Annotated in this window: 20 protein-coding genes; 15 read left to right on the forward strand and 5 right to left on the reverse strand. The window is 40.2% G+C overall.

Annotation, left to right across the window (positions count from 1 at the left end; translation table 11 throughout):
* The first annotated feature begins 464 nt into the window (after nucleotides 1-464).
* A complete protein-coding gene (locus N477_RS15895) occupies nucleotides 465-1,310 on the forward strand; it encodes an alpha/beta hydrolase (RefSeq protein ID WP_063361678.1) in 846 nt (281 codons plus the stop codon).
* Nucleotides 1,311-1,362: 52 nt separating this feature from the next.
* On the opposite strand, the gene N477_RS15900 is transcribed toward N477_RS15895, so the two are convergent.
* Nucleotides 1,363-1,548, reverse strand: a complete 186-nt coding sequence (locus N477_RS15900) for a hypothetical protein (RefSeq protein ID WP_063361679.1) — start codon at nucleotides 1,546-1,548, stop codon at nucleotides 1,363-1,365.
* Between the two features lie 259 nt (nucleotides 1,549-1,807).
* Here N477_RS15900 and N477_RS15905 point away from each other — a divergent pair, with 259 nt between their 5' ends.
* A complete protein-coding gene (locus N477_RS15905; protein ID WP_063361680.1) occupies nucleotides 1,808-2,338 on the forward strand; it encodes a DUF2867 domain-containing protein in 531 nt (176 codons plus the stop codon).
* Between the two features lie 47 nt (nucleotides 2,339-2,385).
* Here N477_RS15905 and N477_RS15910 read toward each other — a convergent pair whose 3' ends face one another.
* Nucleotides 2,386-3,681, reverse strand: coding sequence for an alkaline phosphatase (locus N477_RS15910; protein ID WP_063361681.1), 1,296 nt, complete (start codon nucleotides 3,679-3,681; stop codon nucleotides 2,386-2,388).
* A gap of 128 nt (nucleotides 3,682-3,809) precedes the next feature.
* On the opposite strand from N477_RS15910, the gene N477_RS15915 reads away from it, so the two are divergent.
* From N477_RS15915 to rnd, 3 genes are all read left to right on the forward strand, one after another.
* Nucleotides 3,810-4,685 carry an alpha/beta fold hydrolase gene (locus N477_RS15915; RefSeq protein WP_081216438.1) on the forward strand — a complete coding sequence of 292 codons (876 nt, stop codon included), beginning with the start codon at nucleotides 3,810-3,812 and terminating at the stop codon, nucleotides 4,683-4,685.
* 118 nt (nucleotides 4,686-4,803) lie between these two features.
* Entirely contained in the window at nucleotides 4,804-6,453 is a 1,650-nt protein-coding gene (gene fadD / locus N477_RS15920; protein WP_063361682.1) for a long-chain-fatty-acid--CoA ligase FadD, read from the forward strand.
* Between the two features lie 51 nt (nucleotides 6,454-6,504).
* Nucleotides 6,505-7,635 carry a ribonuclease D gene (rnd, locus tag N477_RS15925; RefSeq protein WP_063361683.1) on the forward strand — a complete coding sequence of 377 codons (1,131 nt, stop codon included), beginning with the start codon at nucleotides 6,505-6,507 and terminating at the stop codon, nucleotides 7,633-7,635.
* Nucleotides 7,636-7,688: 53 nt separating this feature from the next.
* Here rnd and N477_RS15930 read toward each other — a convergent pair whose 3' ends face one another.
* The 3 genes from N477_RS15930 to N477_RS15940 all read right to left on the reverse strand — a co-directional run bounded on the left by N477_RS15930 (nucleotide 7,689) and on the right by N477_RS15940 (nucleotide 11,327).
* Nucleotides 7,689-8,783, reverse strand: coding sequence for an MBL fold metallo-hydrolase (locus N477_RS15930; RefSeq protein WP_063361684.1), 1,095 nt, complete (start codon nucleotides 8,781-8,783; stop codon nucleotides 7,689-7,691).
* Nucleotides 8,784-9,186: 403 nt separating this feature from the next.
* On the reverse strand, nucleotides 9,187-10,137 hold the full coding sequence (locus N477_RS15935) for a carbohydrate kinase family protein (RefSeq protein ID WP_063361685.1): 951 nt from the start codon (nucleotides 10,135-10,137) through the stop codon (nucleotides 9,187-9,189).
* Complete coding sequence (locus tag N477_RS15940; protein ID WP_063361686.1) at nucleotides 10,137-11,327, reverse strand: AGE family epimerase/isomerase; 1,191 nt, start codon at nucleotides 11,325-11,327, stop codon at nucleotides 10,137-10,139. The genes N477_RS15935 and N477_RS15940 overlap by 1 nt, the downstream gene beginning before the upstream one ends.
* A 235-nt stretch (nucleotides 11,328-11,562) precedes the next feature.
* Between N477_RS15940 and N477_RS15945 the strand changes: the two genes are divergently transcribed.
* From N477_RS15945 to N477_RS15990, 10 genes are all read left to right on the forward strand, one after another.
* A complete protein-coding gene (locus N477_RS15945; protein ID WP_063361687.1) occupies nucleotides 11,563-12,834 on the forward strand; it encodes a sugar MFS transporter in 1,272 nt (423 codons plus the stop codon).
* A 185-nt stretch (nucleotides 12,835-13,019) separates the two neighbouring features.
* On the forward strand, nucleotides 13,020-15,347 hold the full coding sequence (locus N477_RS15950; RefSeq protein ID WP_231098095.1) for a GH92 family glycosyl hydrolase: 2,328 nt from the start codon (nucleotides 13,020-13,022) through the stop codon (nucleotides 15,345-15,347).
* A gap of 2 nt (nucleotides 15,348-15,349) precedes the next feature.
* Nucleotides 15,350-16,111, forward strand: coding sequence for a basic secretory protein-like protein (locus N477_RS15955; protein ID WP_063361689.1), 762 nt, complete (start codon nucleotides 15,350-15,352; stop codon nucleotides 16,109-16,111).
* Nucleotides 16,112-16,288: 177 nt separating this feature from the next.
* Nucleotides 16,289-18,178: a methyl-accepting chemotaxis protein gene (locus N477_RS15960; RefSeq protein ID WP_063361690.1), complete on the forward strand. Its 1,890-nt coding sequence runs from the start codon at nucleotides 16,289-16,291 to the stop codon at nucleotides 18,176-18,178.
* Between the two features lie 185 nt (nucleotides 18,179-18,363).
* A complete protein-coding gene (locus tag N477_RS15965; RefSeq protein ID WP_063361691.1) occupies nucleotides 18,364-19,116 on the forward strand; it encodes a DUF3450 domain-containing protein in 753 nt (250 codons plus the stop codon).
* Between the two features lie 60 nt (nucleotides 19,117-19,176).
* On the forward strand, nucleotides 19,177-20,496 hold the full coding sequence (locus tag N477_RS15970) for a MotA/TolQ/ExbB proton channel family protein (protein ID WP_419555244.1): 1,320 nt from the start codon (nucleotides 19,177-19,179) through the stop codon (nucleotides 20,494-20,496).
* A 2-nt stretch (nucleotides 20,497-20,498) separates the two neighbouring features.
* Nucleotides 20,499-21,026 carry a MotA/TolQ/ExbB proton channel family protein gene (locus tag N477_RS15975; RefSeq protein ID WP_063361693.1) on the forward strand — a complete coding sequence of 176 codons (528 nt, stop codon included), beginning with the start codon at nucleotides 20,499-20,501 and terminating at the stop codon, nucleotides 21,024-21,026.
* A gap of 18 nt (nucleotides 21,027-21,044) precedes the next feature.
* Complete coding sequence (locus N477_RS15980; RefSeq protein WP_039610430.1) at nucleotides 21,045-21,455, forward strand: ExbD/TolR family protein; 411 nt, start codon at nucleotides 21,045-21,047, stop codon at nucleotides 21,453-21,455.
* 9 nt (nucleotides 21,456-21,464) lie between these two features.
* Nucleotides 21,465-22,070 (forward strand): energy transducer TonB, encoded by a 606-nt coding sequence (locus tag N477_RS15985; RefSeq protein ID WP_063361694.1) that lies wholly within the window; start codon nucleotides 21,465-21,467, stop codon nucleotides 22,068-22,070.
* 17 nt (nucleotides 22,071-22,087) lie between these two features.
* On the forward strand, nucleotides 22,088-23,392 hold the full coding sequence (locus N477_RS15990; RefSeq protein WP_063361695.1) for a tetratricopeptide repeat protein: 1,305 nt from the start codon (nucleotides 22,088-22,090) through the stop codon (nucleotides 23,390-23,392).
* The last annotated feature ends 98 nt before the right edge of the window (nucleotides 23,393-23,490 follow it).

The following is a 23,490-nucleotide window of genomic DNA, read 5'->3' on the forward strand; positions in this document are numbered from 1 at the left end:
AGCTAAAAATATACATTGAGATGCTCTTTTAAGGTGAGTGATCAAGTTAATTTATGTTTGAAGTTAACGACCAGGTTAAGTTGCTTTTTAGTTGTTTAATTTTTATTAATGTGTTTTTTGAACATGTCAGGTTTTCTGTTCGTTTAGTTCTTTAATTTAGAAAGGGGGATTGTAAGTGATTTCTTTGTTATGGGCGTGTCAGCTATGGAATAAATATTTTCATTTCTTATGTCTTTCTAATTTTTATGATAGAAAGATTAGTTGTTTAACCTGTTTCAATCTTATTTAACATTAATTTTAAACTGCAATTAAAAGTTCTTTCGACCACTTTTAAGTAGTAAATCATTGAAATAGTGCTGCCTTTCAGTTGAAGTTTGTGGTTACAAAATATGTCTATTTGACATTTCACAAATGTTTTCTGATACATTGGTGAACACAATTTATCTAACAATAAGGAAATAAGAATGAAAAAGTTCGTGATTGTGTTCGCTTGTTTCGTGCTTAATGGTTGCTCTGTTGCGATAAATGAGTCTAACTTTATTAGTCAATCAGAATCAGTAAAACCATACGAGCGACAATTTATAAAAAAACTCGATCAGGTTATGACGAAACATACTGTTAAAGAACTTAATATGTCTGCAGATGAAGGCACAGTTCAATTAAATGGCTTGCATATAGACTCTTTAGATACAGAAAACACAATATTATTTATACCAGGTAATGGAATGACAGTTGAAAGTCCGGCAACTGAAAAAGCATTACTGCATTTAGCTAAATATAACTTTGATATTGTTGTGTTTGACCGCAGGGGCCTAGGCGCAAGCAATGGCAAAGCCACAATATCAAACCTAGTTGAAGATGCGAAAATGAGTTTTGAATATGTTAAAAACCAGCTTAATGCTGATAAAGTGTTAGTGCATGGTTTTTCCTTAGGTAGTTTCTTGGCAGCTCAAGTAGCAAGTTCCAAGTCAATTGATGGCTTGGTAATGGAAGGATCAGCCACTAATGTTCAAGAGTGGATAGATGAAGCAATTCCTTGGTATAAAAAAATGATTGTTGATGTTCAAGTGGATGATGTCTTTTACTCTGTTGATAATAAAAAAGTGCTAGGGAAGGTGTATAAAGGACCATTACTAGTTATCGGTGGTGGGGAAGATAAGCAAACTCCTGTTTCACTCTCACATGCATTGTATAAATCGAGCAATAGTCAGAATAAACGAATTGTAATTTCTGAAGAAGCTGACCACTATCAAATGTTTGAAAATGAAAAAGTGCGCCGTGCCTATGCTGATTTTGTTGTGAGTCTTTAGAGATCATGTTTAATGGGCTAGCATTATGTCTTAGCTAGCCCGTTTATTCGGATCAGCAGGGTGATGTTGGACAACCGCACTCAGAGTACCAAGTAGGGTTACGAGGCACTGATGGGCCGCAATCATCAGAATATTGATCAGTGTGATCACCCCCTGCAATGCGAGGAGTTATATCCAATGGCAGCTTCAAATTGTCTTTAGATAAACTTTTTAGTGTTTTTTTATTTAGTTTTTTCATTCTTCTTTTTCCTTAAGTGATACTTGGTTTTCATTAACGTATATCAATAACAATAGGATGTAAATGATTTGTTTTTATTATGTATATTGTGGTGGCTCTATATTCGAATTATAGTTACTAATTGCTACCGATTTCCGAGGGCGATATGAAATAAACCTTTATAACTTTATGAGATTAATTATATAAAGTTATAGCCGCTTGAACATGAAAGATGACATTGATAATTTCTACTTAAACACCTTAATACACAGGCCGTGTTATGAATGAAATCCCGAGTTCTTCTCTTATTAAGTCATATGTAGGTAATGCAGATTTTTATGATTGCTTTTCGTCTGATATCGATAGTTACCAAGATGAAACAGCACTTGAGCTATTTATAGAGTTAGTGACCCGCTCACCTGCGTGGTTCAACTTTTTAATGAGTTTGCGTAATAAGATCGTCTCTAGCTTTGGTATGAAAGATCTTGGTGCGATTGACGATGTTAATCCGCAGAAAAATTTAGAGAACATAAAAGTTGGAGACAGGGTTGGAATTTTTACTCTTTATAAAAATACGCAGCAAGAAGTCATATTAGAGGATAAAGATAAACACTTAAACGTTAAAGTGTCTTTTCATGTGACACCAAATAATTCCGGAGCCAAACTCCATGCAACCACTGTTGTCCATTTAAACAATATTTTTGGCAAGTATTATATGTTTCTTATAAAACCAGTTCATAAGTTGATAGTTCCAACGCTATTGCATCGGCTTCGCGGCGCAAAGAACAAAGGAGAACAGACAGCATCTTGATAGATTGGTTGCAATAAGCCACAACCAACCTAATGCTAAATAAGAATTTATCGCTCAATAAATGAAATTAATTTCTCGGCAATTTGCGTGTTGTTTTGCGAGCCAATGAAATCTTCACGGCCTTTGCCATGTGCAAATACCTGAACATCTATGGCAGTATGACCCCCTGTTGTCCAACCGGTGTAACTAGCTTCATTTATTTGCTCGTTTATCGCTTTAAAAAGTGCTCTATCACCCTCTGATTTTGCTTCTTTCAGCTCTTCAGCAACTTCAGACGTATATTCTAAGCCGGTAAGTGCAACCCAGTCTTTTTCTAAGTTTTTACTATCTTTTAGTTTTTGGGTAATGGTTTTGACTGATGCTTTAACATTTGCAACGACGTCACGTTCCCATTTGTAGTCGCCGTCTGCCCCCAGCGTTAGACCACCGGTAGAGTGATCAGCTGTAATAACTAAAAGTGTATCAGGGTTTCTGTCGACATAGGCCTTAGCGAGTTCAATCGATTGAGCGAAGTCATCCATTTCCATCATGGCGCACGCAATGTCATTAGCATGTCCACACCAATCAATTTGACTGCCTTCGATCATGACAAAAAAGCCTTCTTTGTTTTTGTCTTTATCAAGTAGAACGAGTGCTTTATTGGTCATATCAGTAAGGCGAAGAGGGCTTTCATCAATAGCATGTGGCATGCCTTTTTCGGCAAAAAGTCCGATTGCAGGAATTGATTTAAGTGAGTTTAGGTCATTTAAATCGTCAATGTATTGATATCCAGCTTGCTTGAACTCAGACACTATATTTCTATCTTCTCGGATGAAGTATTGTGTACCACCGCCTAGCATTAAATCGACAGGTAATTTTCCTGCTATTTTAACGTCTACATAATCGTTGGCGATTTCATCGTAATTGCGTCTTGACTCATTATGCGCAGCAAAACTTGCTGGTGTTGCATGGTTAATTTGTGATGTTGCAACCAAAGCCGTAGTCATGCCTTTTTCTTTTGCCATTTGCAACATTGTTTTAAGCGGCTTTTTAGCTGTGTCTACCGCGATTGCGCCATTGTAACTCTTCTTTGCTGTACTTAACGCCGTTGCACCGGCTGCACTGTCTGTTACAACTGTGTTGTCGTCAGGATATGTATGCGCCATACCAACTAAAATAGAGTCAAACACCGTAGGCTCAACTACTTTGGTTGTTTTGTCATCTTTGTAGTATCTGTATGCCGTAGTATAAGCTGGGCCCATGCCGTCACCAATCATGTAAATGATGTTTTTTGGTGCAGCGTAAACTTGGCTACTCGCCAATAATGAAATTGCCGCTGCAACTGCCGAAATTTTGCGTGACATAGTTTTTCCTTTGAATTCCCGTGTTTGATTTAAAGTCTGATGCAATAATTGAATTAATTATTTCTATAGCTGTATAGATTTTATCGCGTATGATCATAACTAAATGTGTTTGTGAAGAATATCAATAAATGCTGATTAATAAAAAAAATGAGATGAAAGACAATTTTAAAGATGGCTTTTCTTGGCAACAGGCTGGTAATGGGCCCGACGCTGTTGTTTGTTTGCACGGGTGGTTGGATAACAGTAATAGCTTTAAACCGATAGCGAAGCTACTCACGGAAGCTCAGAAAAAGAAATACACTTGGTATTTTTTGGATCTACCAGGACATGGAAAATCAGCTTGGAAATCTGACGATGCGCAGTACTATTTTGTCGAGTACGTGTATGATGTAATGCGCTTCATGCAAACAGCGAACATAAATAGCGCACATTTTGTGGGTCACTCCATGGGCGCGCTCATTGCTAATCTACTTGCCAGTACTTTTCCTCATTACGTACGTTCATTGAACTTAATTGATGGCATTGGGCTCATATATCAAGGTAATGAATATGCAAAAACAAACTTAGTAAAGGCGTTTGAAGAAAGACAAAAGCTGTCTTCTCAACGTGACCGTTGGTTTGATGACAGGTCATCAATGATTAAGGCAAGAGCTAAGGTTGGCGGTTTTGATGAGCAAATCGCAGAGGTTTTAATGGAAAGAACGATTCTTGCCGAGTGTGGTAAATACAGATTGAGTTCAGACCCTAAACTTAAACTGCCTTCGACAATTAGGCTAAATCAGGAACAAGCGCTGAGTTTATTAGATAAAATTTCAGTAGACACTATGCTTATCTTACCTGAAGAAGGATATGCTCAAATGCGTGATAACATGAAAAAATTTCTTTCGTGTTTTGATAAACTTAGCGTTTCTAAGGTCTCTGGAGGTCATCATTGCCATATGCAACACCCTCAAGATATCTTAAATGAGATTGTTGGACATATCGAAAAGCAGGTGCTTTGCTGATTGTAACTTTGCTTTAAATATGGGAATATCCATCAGTTAGAGTATTTACTCAATTGTTTAAGTGCCTTATTTGCTTTAAGGTTAATGTAAAAAAAGAACGAGAACACAGGAGCTAAGAGTGGAAAAAATCTGGCTAAAGCGCTATCCAGAAGGCATGCCGGCAACGATTGATCCAGAACACTACAACTCGCTGCTAGAATTAATAGACGAATGTTTCACCAATTATGCTCAGTTACCCGCTTATTCAAATATGGGCAAAACGCTGACATACAAAGAGATTGATGAAGCGACTAAATCAGTTGCAAGTTATATTCAAAATACGCTTAAACTTGGTAAAGGCGATAAAGTTGCGGTGATGATGCCAAACTTATTGCAAACACCAATCACGATTTTAGGTGTACTTAGAGCTGGTTGTACGGTTGTTAATGTCAACCCGCTTTACACAGTTAGAGAGTTAGAGCATCAATTAAATGACTCTGAGGCCAAAGCTATCTTTATTCTAGCGAACTTTGCAAGTACGTTAGAAAAAGCGCTTCCTTCAACACCGGTTAAGCATATTGTTTTAACTCAGATTGGTGATCTACTTGGCGGTGTGAAAAAGCATTTAGTGAACTTTGTCGTCAAAAAAGTCAAAAAGATGGTACCAGCTTATAATTTGCCATCGGCGATCCCTTTTGCAAATGTAATGAGTGCTGACCCTAATCGCTATAAAAAGCCTGAAGTTAATCAAAACGACCTTGCATTTTTGCAATACACCGGTGGTACGACTGGTGTATCTAAAGGGGCGATGTTAACGCACGGCAATATGGTTGCTAATTTAGAACAAGTATCAGGGTGTTTAGACAAAGTACTAGATAAAGGCAAGGAAGTTGTGATCACGGCGCTGCCGCTTTATCACATTTTTGCACTTACCGCGAACTGTCTGACTTTCATGAAGTACGGCGGTCATAATATTTTGATCACAAACCCTCGTGACATGGCGGGTTTCGTCAAAGACCTAGCAAAGTATCCGTTTACTGTGATCACGGGGGTAAATACACTATTCAACGGTTTGCTCAATACTGATGGCTTTGCGCAGTTAGACTTTTCGAACCTAAAAGTGTCTTTAGGTGGCGGTATGGCAGTGCAGAGACCTGTTGCAGAAAGGTGGCAGTCTGTCACTAACTCGCGTTTACTAGAAGGCTATGGTTTAACCGAGTGTGCGCCGCTTGTGACGATTTGTCCGTTAGACCTAGAAGGCTATAACGGGTCAATTGGTTTGCCAGCACCAAGCACAGATTTAAAAATAGTGCTAGAAAATGGTGAGGAAGCACCTAAAGGTGAACCGGGTGAGCTTTTAGTGAAAGGCCCTCAGGTAATGGCTGGGTATTATAACCGTCCAGATGCAACGGCTGAATGTTTGCAAGATGGTTGGTTTGCAACTGGTGATATTGCAACCTATGACGATGAAGGCTTCTTTTACATTGTCGACCGTAAAAAAGATATGATCTTAGTATCTGGTTTCAACGTGTTCCCTAATGAGATTGAAGAGGTTGTTGCGAGCCACGATGGCGTGCTTGAAGTTGCTGCGATTGGTGTGCCTCATGAGGTCAGTGGTGAGCAAGTTAAAGTTTTTGTTGTCAGAAAAGACCAATCCTTGTCAGAAAAAGATATAATAGCGCATTGTCGTGAAAACCTAACAAACTACAAAGTTCCTAAAATGGTTGAGTTCAGAGATGAACTGCCAAAAACGAACGTAGGTAAGATATTACGTAGGGCGTTAAAATAACAAGAAACCGGCTTATGCCGGTTTTTTTTCGCAAGAAGCGAAGGAGTCAATGTGCAGTATCAGTTTATTCAAACTCAAGCAGAGTTAGATAAATTTATTAACCTCATTTGTGAAAGTAAAATTTTAGCAATTGATACCGAGTTTATGCGTCGTAGAACGCTATATCCTGAAAGTGCTTTATTCCAAGTGTATGACGGTACACATCTAGCTTTAATTGACCCATTGATTGATATGGACTTTTCAGCTTTGTGGGCACTGTTTACTTCACAAGATGTGATAAAAGTAATTCATTCTCCCTCTGAAGACATTGAAGTATTCCAAAAATTTGGTGGCATCGTGCCTTCTCCTTTATTTGATACTCAATTTGCGTTGCAGTTGTTGGGCGAGGGGAATTGCGTTGGTTTTGCAAACATGGTTAAAAACCTTTTGGATGTTGAAATCGATAAGAGCATGTCGCGCACAGATTGGCTTAAAAGACCATTATCAGATAAACAGTTGGAATATGCCGCAGCTGATGTTTACTACCTTCTTCCTTGTTTTGAAAAACTAATAAAGAAAATAGAAGAAAAGCAGTTATTTGATATCGTGATATCAGAGAGTGAATTGATTGCTCAAAAGCGTGCTTTTAGAACGCCGGATGAATACCTTTACTTAAACATTAAAAATGTTTGGCAGTTAAGAGGGCGTGATCTTGCTGTATTGAGAGAACTGGCGGCTTGGCGTATGAATAAAGCTGAAAAGAAAAATATCTCGGTGAATTTCATACTTAAAGAGCTCAATATGGTTGAGATTGCTAAGCGGCGTCCTAGTTCACTTTCGAGTATGCGCAATATTCCAGAAGTAGACGCCATGGAAGTGAATCGATCTGGTAAAGAAATATTAGCGTGTATCGAGAAAGGTAAAGCCGTACCAGAAGATACTTTACCTGCAAAAGTAAAAAGACTCATTGACTTTGCACAGTACAAAAGAGCGGCGAAAGAAATTAAGTCAGACATTACGGATGTTGCTAAGAAGAGTAACTTACCTGTTGATGTCATTGCATCTAAAAAGCAAATTAATCAAGTGATCAGCTGGAATTGGAAGCTCAGTGCCAAAGAGCGCGAAGTAATGATAAAACCAGATTTATTCCAGGGCTGGCGTAAGCAACTCATTGGAGATGCGCTTAAAAAGTGGGAAGTATAACTGTTGTTTTAGTTTCTTCGAGCGAAGTAGTGTACTTCGCTCGAACTATCTAATCAGAATTTAACTTGCTCACCTTCATTTAAAATATACAGTGGGGAGCGGCTTTTCAGCTCACCCTTCATATGTAACAGACGAAACAGGGCTGAGTGTGATGTATGATCGCCCATTTTCCAGCTCATATTTCCGTGTCCCCAAGGGATCATAACACCGCAATTTAGCTCATCAGCTGCAATTAGCGCATCTTCTGGCGTTAAATGGACATTTCTATACCACTTTCCATGTTTCTCATGGTGGTAAGATGCAATTGGGATAAGACAGACATCCATATCACCATACTGTTGGTGAATATCTTTAAAGTGCCCAGAGTACCCCGTATCTCCGGCAAAAAACAATTTCCTGCCTTTACTTTCGAATACCCAGCCCCCCCAGAGTGTCTCATCATCATCACTTGTGATCATGGGCACAACAATACGACTACTAAAATGGTGTGCAGGGACAAAATGGACTTTTGTGTCACCGATATCATATTTTGAGAACCAAGGCATTTCGACAATATTATACCCACCAGTAGGAAAGTAATCTGCAAAGTTTAAAGGGGTTAGGTAGGTTGGATGATTACCTATGTTTTCAATATCTGATTTATTGAAGTGGTCATAATGGATATGCGAATAGACGACTGCCTGAGTATCTTCAAGTGTTTGTTTACTGTATGCACTGGGCTCGGTTCGATAAAAACCACCTGCCAAGTGAACAAATGCCCAATCTACAGGCCAGTCAAATTGACCTGTGACAGGGTCAATCAGTATGGTTTCTCCCGAAGGTGTCGTTACGGCAAAGCTAGCGTGACCTAACCATCTAACATTAAAAGCGTTTTCTGTAGTAATGGAAAGCACAGGGTTTTGACCAACATACTGGCAGCGTTCCATGTCATTTTCGCACTGAATATCTTGGCTTTTAGGGTAGCAATTTTCTTTACAAGTATAAGGATAATCTTCGGGCATCTTGTATGTATTGGCAAATTGATGGGTATAGCCTTCAGTCACTTTGTATTTAATGTCTTTGGTCGGTTCCAAGCGATTTACATTATTTTGTGAAGCACAACTTGCTAGTAATATGCAAAGTGGAAGAGGGAAGTATTTGTTTATCATGGGTGTAAAATTTCTTATTGTAATTATCCGAGTCTGTCTCTATCCTAAAATTGCTTAACATTTAGAGTGTTAACCAATTTAATTCACTATGGGAGTGTTATGGAACGAGTTTCAGACGAAACCTGGTACGCAGTTTTAATATTCTTTTCGTTGATAATAGTACCTTTTTTAATAGGGCTCGCAATATTTAAAGTGTATCGAAAAGTGTTTCCATACACACATTCTGAGCATGACTCTATTGTAGAGACGTTAAACGCAAAGCGACTGGGTTTTTTTCGACCTTTTTTAATCGGTTGGATTGTGTGCGGACCAATTGTATATTGGTTTTATAGAGAATATTTGCAATATGTGTAGTGGTTAAATAGGCTCATCCTTGAGCCTGTCTCACACTTAGGAAATTTTATTATTCAATATCATGGTTGCTTGGAAGAGAAACAAAAGAGCCAAACCTTGTGACGGCATACGCCCCACATTTCGCTGAGAAATTGACCAAGTCGAGCACTTGTGCCTCACTACTGACTATTTCTTCAAATGGGGTTTGAGGTAATTTTCGTGTTAGCTCAGCAAGTAAGCCTCCCACAAATGCATCTCCACCCGCGGTTGTATCAACTGCTTTTACATTCGGCGGCGTGATGTATCCAGAAAACTGCTCAGTAAAATAACGAATGTCATTAGCACCGTCAGTGATGACAAGCAATTTAACTTTACTAGATAATATTGCCTCAATGGTGTTTTGCTCATCTTTAGAAGGGTGGGCATGTGTATTTAAAAATACCAACTCTTCTTTAGACAACTTAACCACATCAGATTGAGACATAATGTGCCAAATTCTGTCGAGGCAATGATTCATCGAAGGCCAAAGGTTTTCACGCAAATTCATATCAAAGCTTTTGATAAGGCCATATTGCTTAGCTTTTTCCATTGCTGTGACAGTGCTTAGATAAATGTTTTTCTCTGTCAGACTGTTAGAGCACACATGTAAAATGGTTCCCTGCTCAAACATACTTTCTTCGAAATCTTCTCCACGAAATAGCAAATCCGCTGCTGGTGGTCGATAAAAGCTAAAGCTTCTGTCTCCATCACTGTCTAACGAGACAAAGGCCAGTGCTGTTTTTGCTTGAGAAGTAAATTTCACAAACTCGGTATTCACCTGTTGATTGGAGAGTTCATCTTTTAAAAAGTGACCAAACATATCTTCACCGAGCATACCGCAAAATATGCTATCTATACCTTGTTTTGCTACGGCTACAGAGACATTTGCTGGCGCGCCACCAGCATATTTAGTAAAGGACTCTGGTGTGCCACCATCAGATAAAAAGTCGATTAGCGCTTCACCAAAACAAATAACGCTCATTAACTTCTCTCACTTAAATTGTAGGCTCTTAATACTTCGTAACAGGCACCCATTGTATGGTAATCTGTCTTACCAGCAGGGCTCTTTTCATCGCTGTAACTGCGGTTGTCTTGGGTGAGAATTCGATACCAAGCGCCGTATTTATGATCGATCATATTATCCCAGCTGTACTGCCAGATCTTTTCATACCATTGCCAATACTGCTCATCGTTTGTTTCAATCGCTAACAGGGCAGCCGCTGCAAAGCTTTCTGCTTGAACCCAAAAATATTTGTCGCCATCACAAATGCTTTTATCTGGTGCAAAACCGTAGCAAATACCTCCATGCTCTTCATCCCACGCATGTGCAAGCGCTTGATCGAATAAGAATTTAGCCTTGTCTACCATCCAAGCTTCTGGTTTATGCCTATTTAGGATCAATAGTAGTTTGGTCCATTCTGTTTGGTGGCCTGGCTGGAAGCCCCAAGGTCTAAATAGATGCTTAGGGTTGTCTTTATTGTAATCCCAATCTATTTCCCAATTACTGTTGTAATGCTCCCAAACTAGACCATCAGCTAAGCTTGCTTGTTTCACTGTCATATTGTGTGCAAGTATGTAGGCGCGGTCTAAAAATTTGTTATCATTGGTTGTTTCAAAACACATAAGTAGTGCTTCACACATATGCATGTTCGCGTTTTGACCGCGATATTTGTCTGCATTAGTAAAGTTTGCATCAAATTCATCAAGATATAACCCGAACTCAGTGTCATAGTATTTTTGTTCTAATAGTGACCAGACTTGCTCGATAGTATCTTTTGCTGAAGTGATACCTGCTTTTACAGCCATGGCGTTTGCAAGTAATACAAATGCAAGGCCGTAACAATGATTGGTTAGGTCGCTCGCCACACCATTTTCGATAAGCCAAGCGTATCCGCCACTTTCTTGCTTATGGACCTTTTCTAAGTAATCTAGGCCATGTTGCACTAACTCCAAATATTCAGCGTTGTCTGTATTGATATATGCCATGGCATAGTTGAAAACAAATCGCGTACTCGATACTAGATGACGCGTGCTGTCATCATAAATGTCACCGTTATCCTTGAAAAACTGATAAAATCCACCCTTGTTGTCTACGCACCTCGGATGATAGAACGCCATCGTTTTATCAATATGTTGCTGTAAAAAATCTCTACTCTTAAAATCTAGCGACATTATTTGTGCTCCACTCTCAAATCGCGTAGCGGTCAATGTATGTAAGCGCATTTTAAACTGCGATATATACAATAAAAATCTGAACTTGGTCTATTCAGTATATTGACCGTGTTTTCTCATTTATTCATTTACTGTAGCATCTTAAAAAAAATAATGGAACGATCCAATAAAACATTTGTGATTTTCTTGTAACAATGTGTAGAATCATTACATCCTTTAACATGGAGTAATCCGAGTGAGTGAAATCAACATGAATCAAAGCATTGCTGCAGGCACCCAGAACAACGAAAAAAACTACTTTTTTCCGCTTGCTGCAATGACAACCCTGTTCTTTTTATGGGGTTTTATTACTGTATTTAACGATGTTTTAATTCCAAGATTAAAAAGCGTTTTTGACTTAAACTACACAGAAGCGATGTTAATCCAATTCTGTTTCTTCATTGCCTACTTTGTTGTCTCTCTACCCGCCGGTAATCTGGTCAAGCGACTAGGCTATCAAAAAGGCATTATTATCGGCCTTGTTGTCGCTGCTGCTGGGTGTTTACTATTTTATCCTGCGGTGATAGTTCACCAGTACTGGGTTTTCTTAACGGCTTTATTTGTGATGGCATCAGGTATCGTTATTTTACAGGTTTCTGCTAACCCGTATGTTGCAGCACTGGGCACGCCAAAAACAGCTTCTAGCCGTTTAAACTTAGCGCAAGCGTTAAATTCACTGGGCACAACTCTAGGCCCAATTGCTGGCGGTATGTTGTTATTTGGTGCAGGCAGCGCAGCGGTGGTCGAAGCTGCTAATGCTGATTCGGTCAAAGTACCTTATTTGGTCATTGCTGGTTGCTTGCTTGCAATCGCGGTTGTGTTTGCGTTTTTGAAGCTACCAACAATCGAAGCGCATATTGAAACTGAAGACTGTAAAGTCAAAGACAAAAACTTAAAAGAAGCGCCGCATTTAATGATGGGTGTTGTCGCTATATTTTGTTACGTAGGTGCGGAGGTCTCAATAGGTAGCTTTATCGTAAACTATTTTGCTGAAGAACATATTGGTGGCTTAGATGCGCCAACCGCAGCAAAACTGCTTGGTTATTATTGGGGTGGGGCGATGGTTGGTCGCTTTATTGGCTCTCAAGCACTTAAATACGTAGCGCCTTCGAAAGCATTGGTATTCAACTCAGTATTTGTCATGTTGTTGTTGGCAGTGACCATGTTTACAGAAGGTAATGTTGCGATGGTGTCTGTATTGGCGATAGGTTTGTTTAACTCAATCATGTTCCCAACTATTTTCACAACTGCTATTGAAGGTCTAGGCTCACTGACAAGTAAAGGCTCAGGTTGGTTGTGCTTGGCCATTGTTGGTGGTGCTATTATTCCGTTATTACAAGGGGTTGTAGCAGACACAATGCATATTCAAATTAGTTTCATTGTGCCGCTTGTTTGCTATATTTTTATTGCTTGGTATGGCTTAAATGTTGTCAAGCTATCAAAGCAATGGCATGACAAAATAGCGTAACGCTAAAACTTCTTTCCAATAAGGCAAGTGTTCACTTGCCTTTTTTAACTTAAATTTATAAATTTCTATCTCATAAGTATTGAATACGTATTCATAGACGTTGTATATTAAACCTAGTTGGAACGATCCAATCATAATTTAGAATAAAGGAGAGGCACATGCATCGCTCTATTTGGGCTGCAGCTATGTTGTCACTTACCTCAGTTTCGTCGGTAAGTGTGGCAAGCGAATCAAACACGCAGTGGGTTGATACATTCATTGGTACTGGCGGAGATGGTCACACATTCCCTGGTGCAGTTGTTCCATTCGGTATGGTCCAATTAAGTCCTGATACTGATAACCCTATGCGCGGCGTTTCACCACAACCAGAAATATACAAGCGCTGTGCAGGCTATCACTATGATGATCATACGATAGTAGGTTTCTCTCATACGCATTTCTCAGGTACTGGTCACTCTGATTTAGGTGACTTATTGGTTATGCCAATCACTGGCGATGTAAAGCTAACAGCAGGTACTGCAGAAAAGCCAGATACTGGCTATCGTTCGCGCTTTTCTCACGATAAAGAGTGGTCAGAACCGGGTTATTATGGCGTTGAATTACAAGACTACGACGTGACAGCTGAACTAACAGCAACAACTCGTGTGGGTATGCACAAATATACCTTTAATAGCCATGATGACGGTCATGTCCTATTTGATTTAACTAGCTCAATTTATAACTTCGAGAACAAAGTTATTTGGAGTGACATTCGTAAAGTTGATGACAGAACGCTAGTTGCTTACCGTGCGACTAATGGCTGGGCGCGCAACAGACAAATGTACTTTGCAATTCAATTCTCGCAGCCAATCGATGACTATGAGTTTATCAACGAAGACAACATGCGTTACAGATGTATGAATTGTCTGAATACCAAGCAAAAGCACTCAACGATTGAAAACAAAGCAGTTAAAATGACTGCGGGTAAAGCTGTAAAGTTTGTTGCTTCATTCGATGGCCTAAAAGATAAACCGCTTTACGTTAAAGTTGGCTTGTCAGCGGTGAGCCGTTCAAATGCACTTGAAAACTTAAATGCAGAAATCCCGCATTGGGACTTTGATAAAGTGCGTGCTGAGTCTAAGCAGCTTTGGGCTAATTACTTAGATAAAGTTGATGTTGAAGGCACTGTATCTGAAAAGCGCCAATTCTATACAGCGCTTTATCACGCATTACAAGCGCCAAGCATTTACCAAGACGTAAACGGTCAATACCGAGGTGTTGATGGTGAGATCCACGACGGAAAAGGCTTTGAGCACTATACATTATTCTCTCTTTGGGATACTTACCGTGCATTGCACCCGTTGCTGACGTACATCGACCCAGATCGCGTATCGGGTATGATCCAATCTATGTTAGTTCATTATCAACAAAGTTATGAAAAGATGCTGCCTATTTGGTCTTTCCATGCCCATGAAACTTGGACAATGATTGGCTATCACGCTGTATCTGTCATTGCAGACGCTTATCTTAAAGGTATTCGTGACTATGACATTGATTTAGCGGTTGAAGCGATAACTAACACGGCAAATAACAAAGTGTATGACGCGATCCCTGAGTATAAAAAGTATGGCTACGTGCCTATGGATGTATTGCCAGAGTCGGTGTCTATTACATTAGAGTATGCGTATGATGATTATGCTATTGCACGTATGTTTGAAGCGATGGGTAAAACAGAGCTGGCTAAAGATTACTATGCGCGTGCAATGAGTTACAGAAATGTGTTTGATCCTGAAACTAAGTTCATGCGTGGTCGTGATACAAAAGGTAACTGGAACCCTGACTTCAATGCATATGAAGCGAAGTATATGGGCGCATTTACAGAAGGTAACTCGATGCAGTACAGCTTCTACGTACCGCATGATGTTGCAGGCATAATTGATTTGATGGGCGGCGATGACGCATTTGAAAAGCGTTTAGATGATTTATTCGATACCCACTTATCTGCTGACATGATTAAAGAGCATGAAGATATCGCAGGCTTAATTGGTAACTATGCGCACGGTAATGAGCCAAGTCACCATATTGCTTACCTTTATAACTATGCGGGTAAGCCATGGCGTACACAAGAGCGTATCCGTCAAATCATGGATACACTGAGCTCTGACAAGCCTGATGGCCTTGCGGGTAACGATGATGTTGGTCAAATGTCTGCATGGTATATTTTCTCAGCGATGGGCTTCTACCCAGTAGCACCAGGTGATTTGTCATACGCAATTGGCGCGCCGCAAACACCTAAAGTCACCTTAAAGCTGGCAAATGGTAAAACATTCACAACGACTGCTAAAGGCTTAAGCAAAACACATAAGTATATTCAATCTGTGAGCTTAAATGGTAAGCCACTAAACCGTAACTACTTAACGCACGCCGATATTATGGCTGGTGGTGAGCTTAAGTATGTAATGAGTGATAAGCCGAACAAAGCATGGGGTAGCGAAATTAGCGCACGTCCACCGTCAATGTCGGAGTATAACTAAGCATGAAAGTTAAAACTGCAATTTCTTCGCTTGCAGTGGCTATGGGCCTGATGGTCCATAGCGCATCAGCGTTAGACAAAATTGATACCGCAATAAAGCCAATCCAGTTTCAAGCAGATATTGCGTGGCAGCAGTTTCCTCTGCCGAATGTGCAAATTAGAAACTTCAGCAAAGAAACCGTGCCTGTTTGGCAGCACGTTAATGTCAATTTGATAAAGCAGATCTCGTATAACGTCGCGCGTATTTTATATAGTAAAAAACAGCGTGCACCCAAGTTACCACTATTGGAAATCATCATTGAAGATATGGATGGCGTCGCTTATAAAGAAGGTAACTTCGATGGCGCTAAAATCCATATTAGTGCGCAATATCTCAACAAATTTGCACAAAACAACAGTGCACAAGCGCTATATGATGAGTTAATCGGCGTGCTTTATCATGAGATTGCCCATGCGTATCAGCTAGATGATCATAATTACCAAGAGATTGGGCCAATTATCGAAGGTATCGCTGATGTTGTTCGTATGAAAGGCGGTTATGTCGATTTTGAACATCGTAAGGCGGGTGGGAATTACGACACAGGCTATAAAACCACTGCGTTTTTCTTGCATTGGTTAGAAGAAAATCACCACCCTAACTTGTTGGTAGAGCTAAACGCCCAATTAGATCCTTCTGATAACAAAAAATGGAGCTGGAAGAGCTTTTCATCTGAGATGGAAATTAATCTCGATACAGCTTGGTCGAGTTATCAAAATAAACTCTAATTTTAGTTCTTTTTTACTATATCAAAGGCAAGTCTAACTTGCCTTTTTTATTGCCAATTAAAAATAATTCAATAAATTTATAATATAAAGATAAAAACTGCCGATAACAGGGGGACAAACCCGTAAAGATTTGATACAACCTACTTAGTAGTAGATAAGAACAACAACAGGATCTGCATGTTTAGCGCCTTTAAATTTACCACCAAAATCACACTTGCGGCCTCGGTCGTACTTGTTATCGTTTTAAGTCTATTTACAGTGAATAACTTTGTCTTGATGCGTTCTCAAACACAAGACCAGTTAACACTTGTATTACAAGAAATTTCTCAATCTGTGTCACAAAATATTGCTAATTGGCTAAATGACCGTTTAGACATCGTTCAGGCTGTGGCAAATGGCCATTTAAAATCTGATAGTAACGAAGATGTCCGCCGGAGATTGCAAACAGCTGCCGCAGCAGGTCACTTTAAAAATACTTTTATTGGTACACCCGATGGTCAATTCGTTTTGAATGACGCGTCTATTGTGTTACCAAGCGATTTTGATGCCACAACTCGCCCTTGGTATCAACTCGCGATGCAAAAGCGTGATACGGCTTTTACAACACCTTATACAGATGCAACAACTAATGAGCTGACAATTACTGCGGTTGTGCCTGTATACAGTAATGGTGTGTTGTCTGGTGCTGCGGGCGGTGACATTGATATGGCAACCATCACAGAAATTATCAATGAAATAGATTTCCTGGGTTTTGGTTATGGCTTTTTACTCGACGGTGAAGGACGTATATTAAGCCACCCTAATACGCAAATGAATGATAAAAACATGCGTCAACTGTTCGGTCAGCAACTTAATTTACAACAAGAGTTTGTAGAGCTTGAGATTGATGGAAAAGAAAAGCTAGTGTCTTTTGTCAAAATGCATGGCATTAAAAACGTAGATTGGTTTTTAGGTGTGGTGATTGATAAAGAGATAGCGTATTCCTCTATTTCTTCGTTCAGAAATATGGCGTTGATATATATGTTGTTGGGTGTAGTGGTTATTGTTGTAATGATGCAATTGCTACTTAAGTATCTAATGAGACCAATGACGCACCTAAACGAAGCGATAAAAGACATTGCGCAAGGTGAAGGTGACTTAACCAGACGTCTTGTCGTTGAGAATAACGATGAGTTTGGTGAGCTTTCTAATTATTTCAACCTGTTTGTCGAGAAGATCCACCAAAGTATTTCTAAAGTAAAGAGCACCACAGATGCACTTGAAAGTGTGATGGAGGGGTTGCAAAAGCAAACCCAAGAAGCGCTCGATATTTACACTGAGCAAACAAAGCGTACAGACAATGTTGCAACAGCGATTAACGAGCTGTCTTCGAGTGCGATTGAAATTTCGAATAATGCCAAGCATGCATCGGAATTAGCAACGGGGGCCAATAATTTATCTGATCAAAGTCAATCAGCGTTAAATTCAAATATTGAAGAAATCGGTGCTCTGAGTTCTAAAATGCAAGAAGCTCAGTCAACTATTGACGGACTTGATAGATTGACCGCAAGTATCGGTCAGGTATTGGAAGTGATTAAAGGGGTGAGTGAGCAGACAAACTTACTTGCACTAAATGCGGCGATAGAAGCTGCGCGTGCCGGTGAGGCTGGTCGCGGCTTTGCGGTTGTTGCAGACGAAGTAAGGCAGCTTGCACAGCGTACTCAGGAGTCTACACAAGAGATTGAAAATACCATTGGTGAATTGCAGCAAGGCTCTGCCTCGGCGGTAGCGGTGATGAAATTGAGTATCGAAGACTCTAGTGCAAGTGCAGAGCAGGCACAGTCTGCGGGTACCAAAATGCAAGAAGTATCTCACGCGATAGAATCAATCGATGGTATGAACCACGCGGTAGCAAATGCAACACAAGAGCAAAACACCGTAATACAGTCCTTAGATGGGGACATTCACGGCATTAGCGATTTATGTGTTCAAGGGAGCGCAAGCTTGCAGCAAACATTGGATGAATGCAAAACGCTAAAATTGCAATTTGATGAATTAGAACACATGATGAATAAATTTAAGGTATAACAATTAAAGGGCTGCATAATGCAGCCCTTTTTAATATTGAATTAATTAGTATAAATCCATTCTTTAAACTTATATTACACCTGTCACAGTAATGTATTAATTGCGCAACACGGTTGTCATTTTTCATATTTAAACTGCACACACTTCAAAATTGGAACAAGCAAATATTATAAAAGGTGTGTGAGATGAAGTGCGTTAACCAATTGCTTTTAGCGGGCGCGTTTGCAGTAGCAAGCAGTGCGCAGGCAAATGATCTCAATCAAGTAATAGACTCTAGCTCTGCCATTAATAAATCAGCGCTAACTTCTCAAAATAAAATCGATGCGATTTCAGATAATATGCAGTCTCGTCTGCAGCAATTTAGAACGCTTAATAAGGAAATTGAAGGTCTTGTTGTTTATAACAGCCAACTAGAAAAGCAAATTAATAATCAGCTTGAAGAAATGGCAGCCATAAATGCGTCGATGGATCAGGTCTCTGTTATTGAGCGCCAGATCACGCCATTGATGCTGCGAATGATTGCAGGTCTTGAGCAATTTGTCGCATTAGATGTGCCTTTCTTATCAGAAGAGCGCGCAAATCGTATAGCGACGCTTAAGTCAATGATGGACAGAGCGGACATCACTTCAAGTGAAAAATTCCGTCGCGTGTTAGAAGCGTATCAAGTTGAAGTTGAATACGGTCGCACAATTGAAGCTTATTCAACACTTATTACTATTGATGGACAAGAGCGCGAAGTAGACATGCTGCGTATTGGACGTCTAGAGCTGCTGTATGTCACTAAAGACGCGGCAAAAGCTGGCAGTTGGAATAAAGAGTCAAAGCAATTTGTTGCTCTGCCTAACACCAACATTAGCCAAATCAATAAGGGTGTTCGCATTGCTCGCAAGCAACTTGCCCCTGATATGTTAACACTGCCAGTCCAAGCTGCTCAATAAGAGGTATAACTAATGAGCTTTTTAAAATCATTCAGCCGCAAAGCATTACTTGTATCTTCAATGGCATTAAGTGCATCCGCATTTGCAAATGAAGCGATGGATTTAGATGCGCTACTTAAAACGTTAGAATCAGGTCAAGCTGCGCAGACTCAGCAAAATAAACAGCGTGAAGCTGAGTTCAGATCGCGTGAAGATCAGCAAGTGAGAATGTTGAACGCACTCGTATCAGATCGAAACAACCAGTTAAATCGCTCTGAGCGCATGGAGACCCAGTTTGAAGAAAATGAAATTAAACTAGGTAACCTCAGCGATACTTTATCTAAGCGCATGGGCTCTTTAAAAGAGCTATTCGGTGTTTTACAGCAAGCGTCAGGTGATGCAAGTTCTAAATTCAGAACGTCAGTTGTCTCTGCTGAAATTCAAAATCGCAGTGATGTGATGGATGAGATGGCAAAAAAAATGGGCTCTACATCCAAGCTTGCGTCGATAGAAGACATCGAAAAAGTATGGTTTGAGCTTCAGCGCGAAATGACAGAGCAGGGTAAGGTTACCCGCTATAGTACTGATGTCATTGTTGCTGGTGGCGAGAAAGTTAATAAAGAAGTTATGCGTGTTGGTGCTTTTAACCTTATCGCAGATGGCAAGTACCTAACTTTTAACCAAGAAACAAACACAATCTCAGAACTGACTCGTCAGCCTGTCTCTCGCTTCCAACAGAGCGCGGCTGATCTACAAGGTGCAAGCTCAGGTAATGTCGACTTTGCGTTAGACCCAACGGGCGGTTCAATCTTAGGGCTATTAGTTCAAGCACCAAATAGAAAAGAGCAAGTAGAGCAAGGCGGTGTGGTTGGCTACGTTATTTTAGCTGTCGGTGCACTTGCACTCTTAATCGCACTTGAACGCTTTGCATCTCTTATGTTAATAGGCGCTAAGATCAAACGTCAGCTTAAATCAGATGTGGCAAAGGATGACAATCCGCTTGGTCGTGTAATGAAAGTCAAAGATCAATATCCTGATGTTGCCTATGACACGTTAGAGCTTAAATTAAGCGAAGCAATTCTACGCGAAATGCCAAAAATTACACGTAACTTAACGTTAATTAAGATCATCTCAGTGGTCGCGCCATTACTGGGTCTACTTGGTACAGTGACCGGTATGATAAATACCTTCCAAGCAATCACTTTGTTTGGTACAGGTGACCCTAAGCTCATGGCTGGTGGTATTTCGACAGCACTTGTAACTACGGTACTTGGTCTTGTCGTCGCTATCCCGACGGTATTCTTGTACACAGTATTGAATACACGTTCACGTAACCTGCTTCTTATCCTTCAAGAGCAAAGCGCAGGCATTATCGCAGAGCGAAGTGAAAAGGGAGCGTAATCATGGTGCTACTAGTAGATGCTATCACCGCACTACAAGAGTTCCTTGATACGGGTGGCCAGGTTCTCCTGGTCATCGCAGTAGTCACCTTTGCTATGTGGTTACTTATCCTGGAGCGTTTTATGTACTTTTTTGGTAAGTACAGAGGCTATAAAAAGCAGACGGTAAAAACTTGGCAAGATAGAGCTGAAAGAAACAGTTGGAATGCAGAGCAAATTCGCCAAGCCATGATTTCTAAAGCAGGTATTGCGCTAAACAGTAACTTACCATTCATCAATGTGATGGTAGCGCTTTGTCCTTTACTCGGTCTACTCGGCACGGTTACAGGCATGATTGAAGTATTTAACGTCATGGCAATTACAGGTTCAGGCAGCGCACGTTCAATGGCTGCAGGCGTATCAAAGGCGACCATACCGACAATGGCCGGAATGGTAGCGGCATTGTCAGGAGTATTCGCTTCTACATATTTACAGCGTAAAGCGAAACGAGAAGTTGAGCTTTTAGAAGATAAATTGCTGTTAGATCACTAAAGAATTTGAGGTATAAAAATGAGAGCCCCTCTAGCAAAAGTTTTCCAAGAAGAAGAAACCGAAGAAATTAACATGACGCCGATGTTGGATGTTGTATTCATCATGCTTATCTTCTTCATTGTGACTGCTTCATTCGTTAAAGAAGCAGGGATAGATGTTAACCGACCAGAAGCTGCAACAGCCGTGAAAAAGCAACGTGCCAATATTCTGGTTGCGATTTCAGACAAAGGGGAAATCTGGATTAATAAACGTCAAATCGATATTCGAGCTGTTCAAGCAAATATCGAGCGTTTAAAAGCAGAAAACCCGCAGGGCAGTGTTGTCATTCAAGCCGATAAAAAGGCAACGACTGAAATACTAATTAAGGTAATGGACGCGTCAAGAGCGGCAGGTGCGTTTGATGTATCTATTGCTGCACAAGAGTCCTAAGGGAAGAAAATGCGTTACATAATTGCATTATTAGTTGCGGGTGTCGTTACATTCTTCTTGTTTCTCGGTATGCAGGCTTTGATCAATGGCGGTCAAGGCACTGCCACTGAGCCTGTCAAAGGCAACGTCCTTGACTTTGTTAGATTGAAAAAAGAAGAAACGATTGAAAAGAAAGAGCGCAAGCCTGAAAAGCCACCAACGCCTAAAGAGCCGCCTCCCCCTATGGATGCGCCACAAATGCAGGCGAATAATCTAGATGCAGCGGGGGCAAATTTTGATTTCTCTGCAAATGTAGATGCTGATGTAGATTTAGCAGGGGGATTAGCACTTGAGTCCAGTGACGGAGAGTACTTACCAATTGTAAAAGTGGCGCCAGTATATCCAAGACGTGCACTTTCAAGAGGAATTGAAGGGTTTGTCATTGTTGAGTTTGTGGTCACTAAGCAAGGCACAGTACGAGATCCTGTGGTTGTACAAGCTGAGCCTGAAAATATTTTCAACCGTGCCGCAATGGATGCTGCCCTCAAGTTTAAGTACAAGCCGCGTGTAGTTAACGGTGAAGCCGTTGAAGTTGGCGGTGTACAAAACAAAATCACTTTCCAAATTAATGGGTAGAGTTAGGAGTTTGTATTATGACATTAATCAAAAATATACTGGTTCTTAGTGCGACGGCTCTAGCCATTAACGCGTCTATTAGTTTGGTGTCTTTAGTGCCTGAAGTGTCACTTTCAAATGCGTATGCTGCGACTAAAACAAAACGTGTCCCGGCGCTCAGAGAAAAGGTATATAGCCAACTTGCTAGGGCGCAGAAGCTTGCTGATGATGGCAATGTGCAAGAAGGCCTAGAAGTTTTAGATTCAATTAAAGCGCGTTCATCGAGTATGAACTCCTATGAAGTTGCTATGATGCACAACTTTTATGGTTTTATTTATTACAACGAAAACCAGCTAGATAAAGCGATTGAATCTTTTGAACTCGTAGTGGCTGAAGAGGCAATTCCTGAGTCATTAAAGTTATCCACGACGTTCAGTTTAGCGCAACTTGCCATGGCCAATGGCGATTATGCAAAAACAGTCTCGTATTTAGATGATTGGAAAGCATTAAATACTCAGCCAGTAAAAGAAAACTATTATACATTGAAGGCCCAAGCTTTATATCAGAATAAATTGTATAAAGAGGCTCTTGAAAATATTAATACTGCGATTGCACTTGCTGAGTCTAAAAATGAAGTACCAAAAGAGAACTGGTTGGTACTTCAACGTGCTTTATACTATTCGTTAAATCAACCTACGGATGTGGTAAACACGTTAGAAAAGATGGTTAAGCTTTTTGATAAGCCGCAGTATTGGATCCAACTTGGAGGTATGTATGGTGAAGTTGGAGCTGAAGAAAAGCAGCTTGCTATTTTAGAAACGGCTAAACAGCGTGGATTTATTAAAACCAAATCTGAAGTACTACAGCTTTCTCAAGTTTATTTATACAATGGTTTGCCATTTAAAGCTGCGCAGACTTTGCAAGAAGGTATAAAGAATAAGGTAATCGAAAATACCGAAAAGAACTTATCTTTTATTGCGGAAGCCTACGTACAAGCGCGTGATGAGAAAAAATCAATCGAGTTTTTCAAATCTGCTGATGAGCTTGTTTCTCATGGTAAATTTCAGCAGCGACTAGCGGAAGTATATATTAATCTAGAGCATTTTGACGAAGCGGCAGACGCCGCAAGGGCTGCGCTTGAAAAAGGTGGGTTGAATTTTGAGTCAAATGCGTATGTTGCGCTTGGTATGGCACAGTATAATTTGGAAAATTTCGACGCATCTATACTGGCATTTGAACAAGCGGAAAAGCATAAAAAATCAGCAGCGTTAGCGCGTCAATGGATTAAATACGTAAAAAATGAAAAGCTTCATAAACAGAGTTTAAAAGAATCCTTAATGTAAAGTATAATAATTATTCGCAACACCAAAGCCGCCTTCGGGTGGCTTTTTTATTTTAAATAAAATTATCCTTGTCATCTTAAGTTATAAAATCTGTCACC

Origin of the sequence: Pseudoalteromonas luteoviolacea H33-S (assembly GCF_001625695.1) — a bacterium.
GTDB lineage: Bacteria > Pseudomonadota > Gammaproteobacteria > Enterobacterales > Alteromonadaceae > Pseudoalteromonas > Pseudoalteromonas luteoviolacea_B.

Bases quoted from the DNA above. Each gene is read 5' to 3' on its own strand.
- N477_RS15900 (WP_063361679.1), bottom strand. From the start codon at position 1,548: ATGAAAAAACTAAATAAAAAAACACTAAAAAGTTTATCTAAAGACAAT.
- N477_RS15935 (WP_063361685.1), bottom strand. From the start codon at position 10,137: ATGAGCGTTATTTGTTTTGGTGAAGCGCTAATCGACTTTTTATCTGAT.
- N477_RS15985 (WP_063361694.1), top strand. From the start codon at position 21,465: ATGCGTTACATAATTGCATTATTAGTTGCGGGTGTCGTTACATTCTTC.
- N477_RS15965 (WP_063361691.1), top strand. From the start codon at position 18,364: ATGAAGTGCGTTAACCAATTGCTTTTAGCGGGCGCGTTTGCAGTAGCA.
- N477_RS15905 (WP_063361680.1), top strand. From the start codon at position 1,808: ATGAATGAAATCCCGAGTTCTTCTCTTATTAAGTCATATGTAGGTAAT.
- N477_RS15955 (WP_063361689.1), top strand. From the start codon at position 15,350: ATGAAAGTTAAAACTGCAATTTCTTCGCTTGCAGTGGCTATGGGCCTG.
- N477_RS15960 (WP_063361690.1), top strand. From the start codon at position 16,289: ATGTTTAGCGCCTTTAAATTTACCACCAAAATCACACTTGCGGCCTCG.
- N477_RS15980 (WP_039610430.1), top strand. From the start codon at position 21,045: ATGAGAGCCCCTCTAGCAAAAGTTTTCCAAGAAGAAGAAACCGAAGAA.
- N477_RS15940 (WP_063361686.1), bottom strand. From the start codon at position 11,327: ATGTCGCTAGATTTTAAGAGTAGAGATTTTTTACAGCAACATATTGAT.
- N477_RS15910 (WP_063361681.1), bottom strand. From the start codon at position 3,681: ATGTCACGCAAAATTTCGGCAGTTGCAGCGGCAATTTCATTATTGGCG.
- N477_RS15975 (WP_063361693.1), top strand. From the start codon at position 20,499: ATGGTGCTACTAGTAGATGCTATCACCGCACTACAAGAGTTCCTTGAT.
- N477_RS15990 (WP_063361695.1), top strand. From the start codon at position 22,088: ATGACATTAATCAAAAATATACTGGTTCTTAGTGCGACGGCTCTAGCC.
- N477_RS15895 (WP_063361678.1), top strand. From the start codon at position 465: ATGAAAAAGTTCGTGATTGTGTTCGCTTGTTTCGTGCTTAATGGTTGC.
- N477_RS15970 (WP_419555244.1), top strand. From the start codon at position 19,177: ATGGCATTAAGTGCATCCGCATTTGCAAATGAAGCGATGGATTTAGAT.
- N477_RS15915 (WP_081216438.1), top strand. From the start codon at position 3,810: ATGCTGATTAATAAAAAAAATGAGATGAAAGACAATTTTAAAGATGGC.
- N477_RS15950 (WP_231098095.1), top strand. From the start codon at position 13,020: ATGTTGTCACTTACCTCAGTTTCGTCGGTAAGTGTGGCAAGCGAATCA.
- N477_RS15930 (WP_063361684.1), bottom strand. From the start codon at position 8,783: ATGATAAACAAATACTTCCCTCTTCCACTTTGCATATTACTAGCAAGT.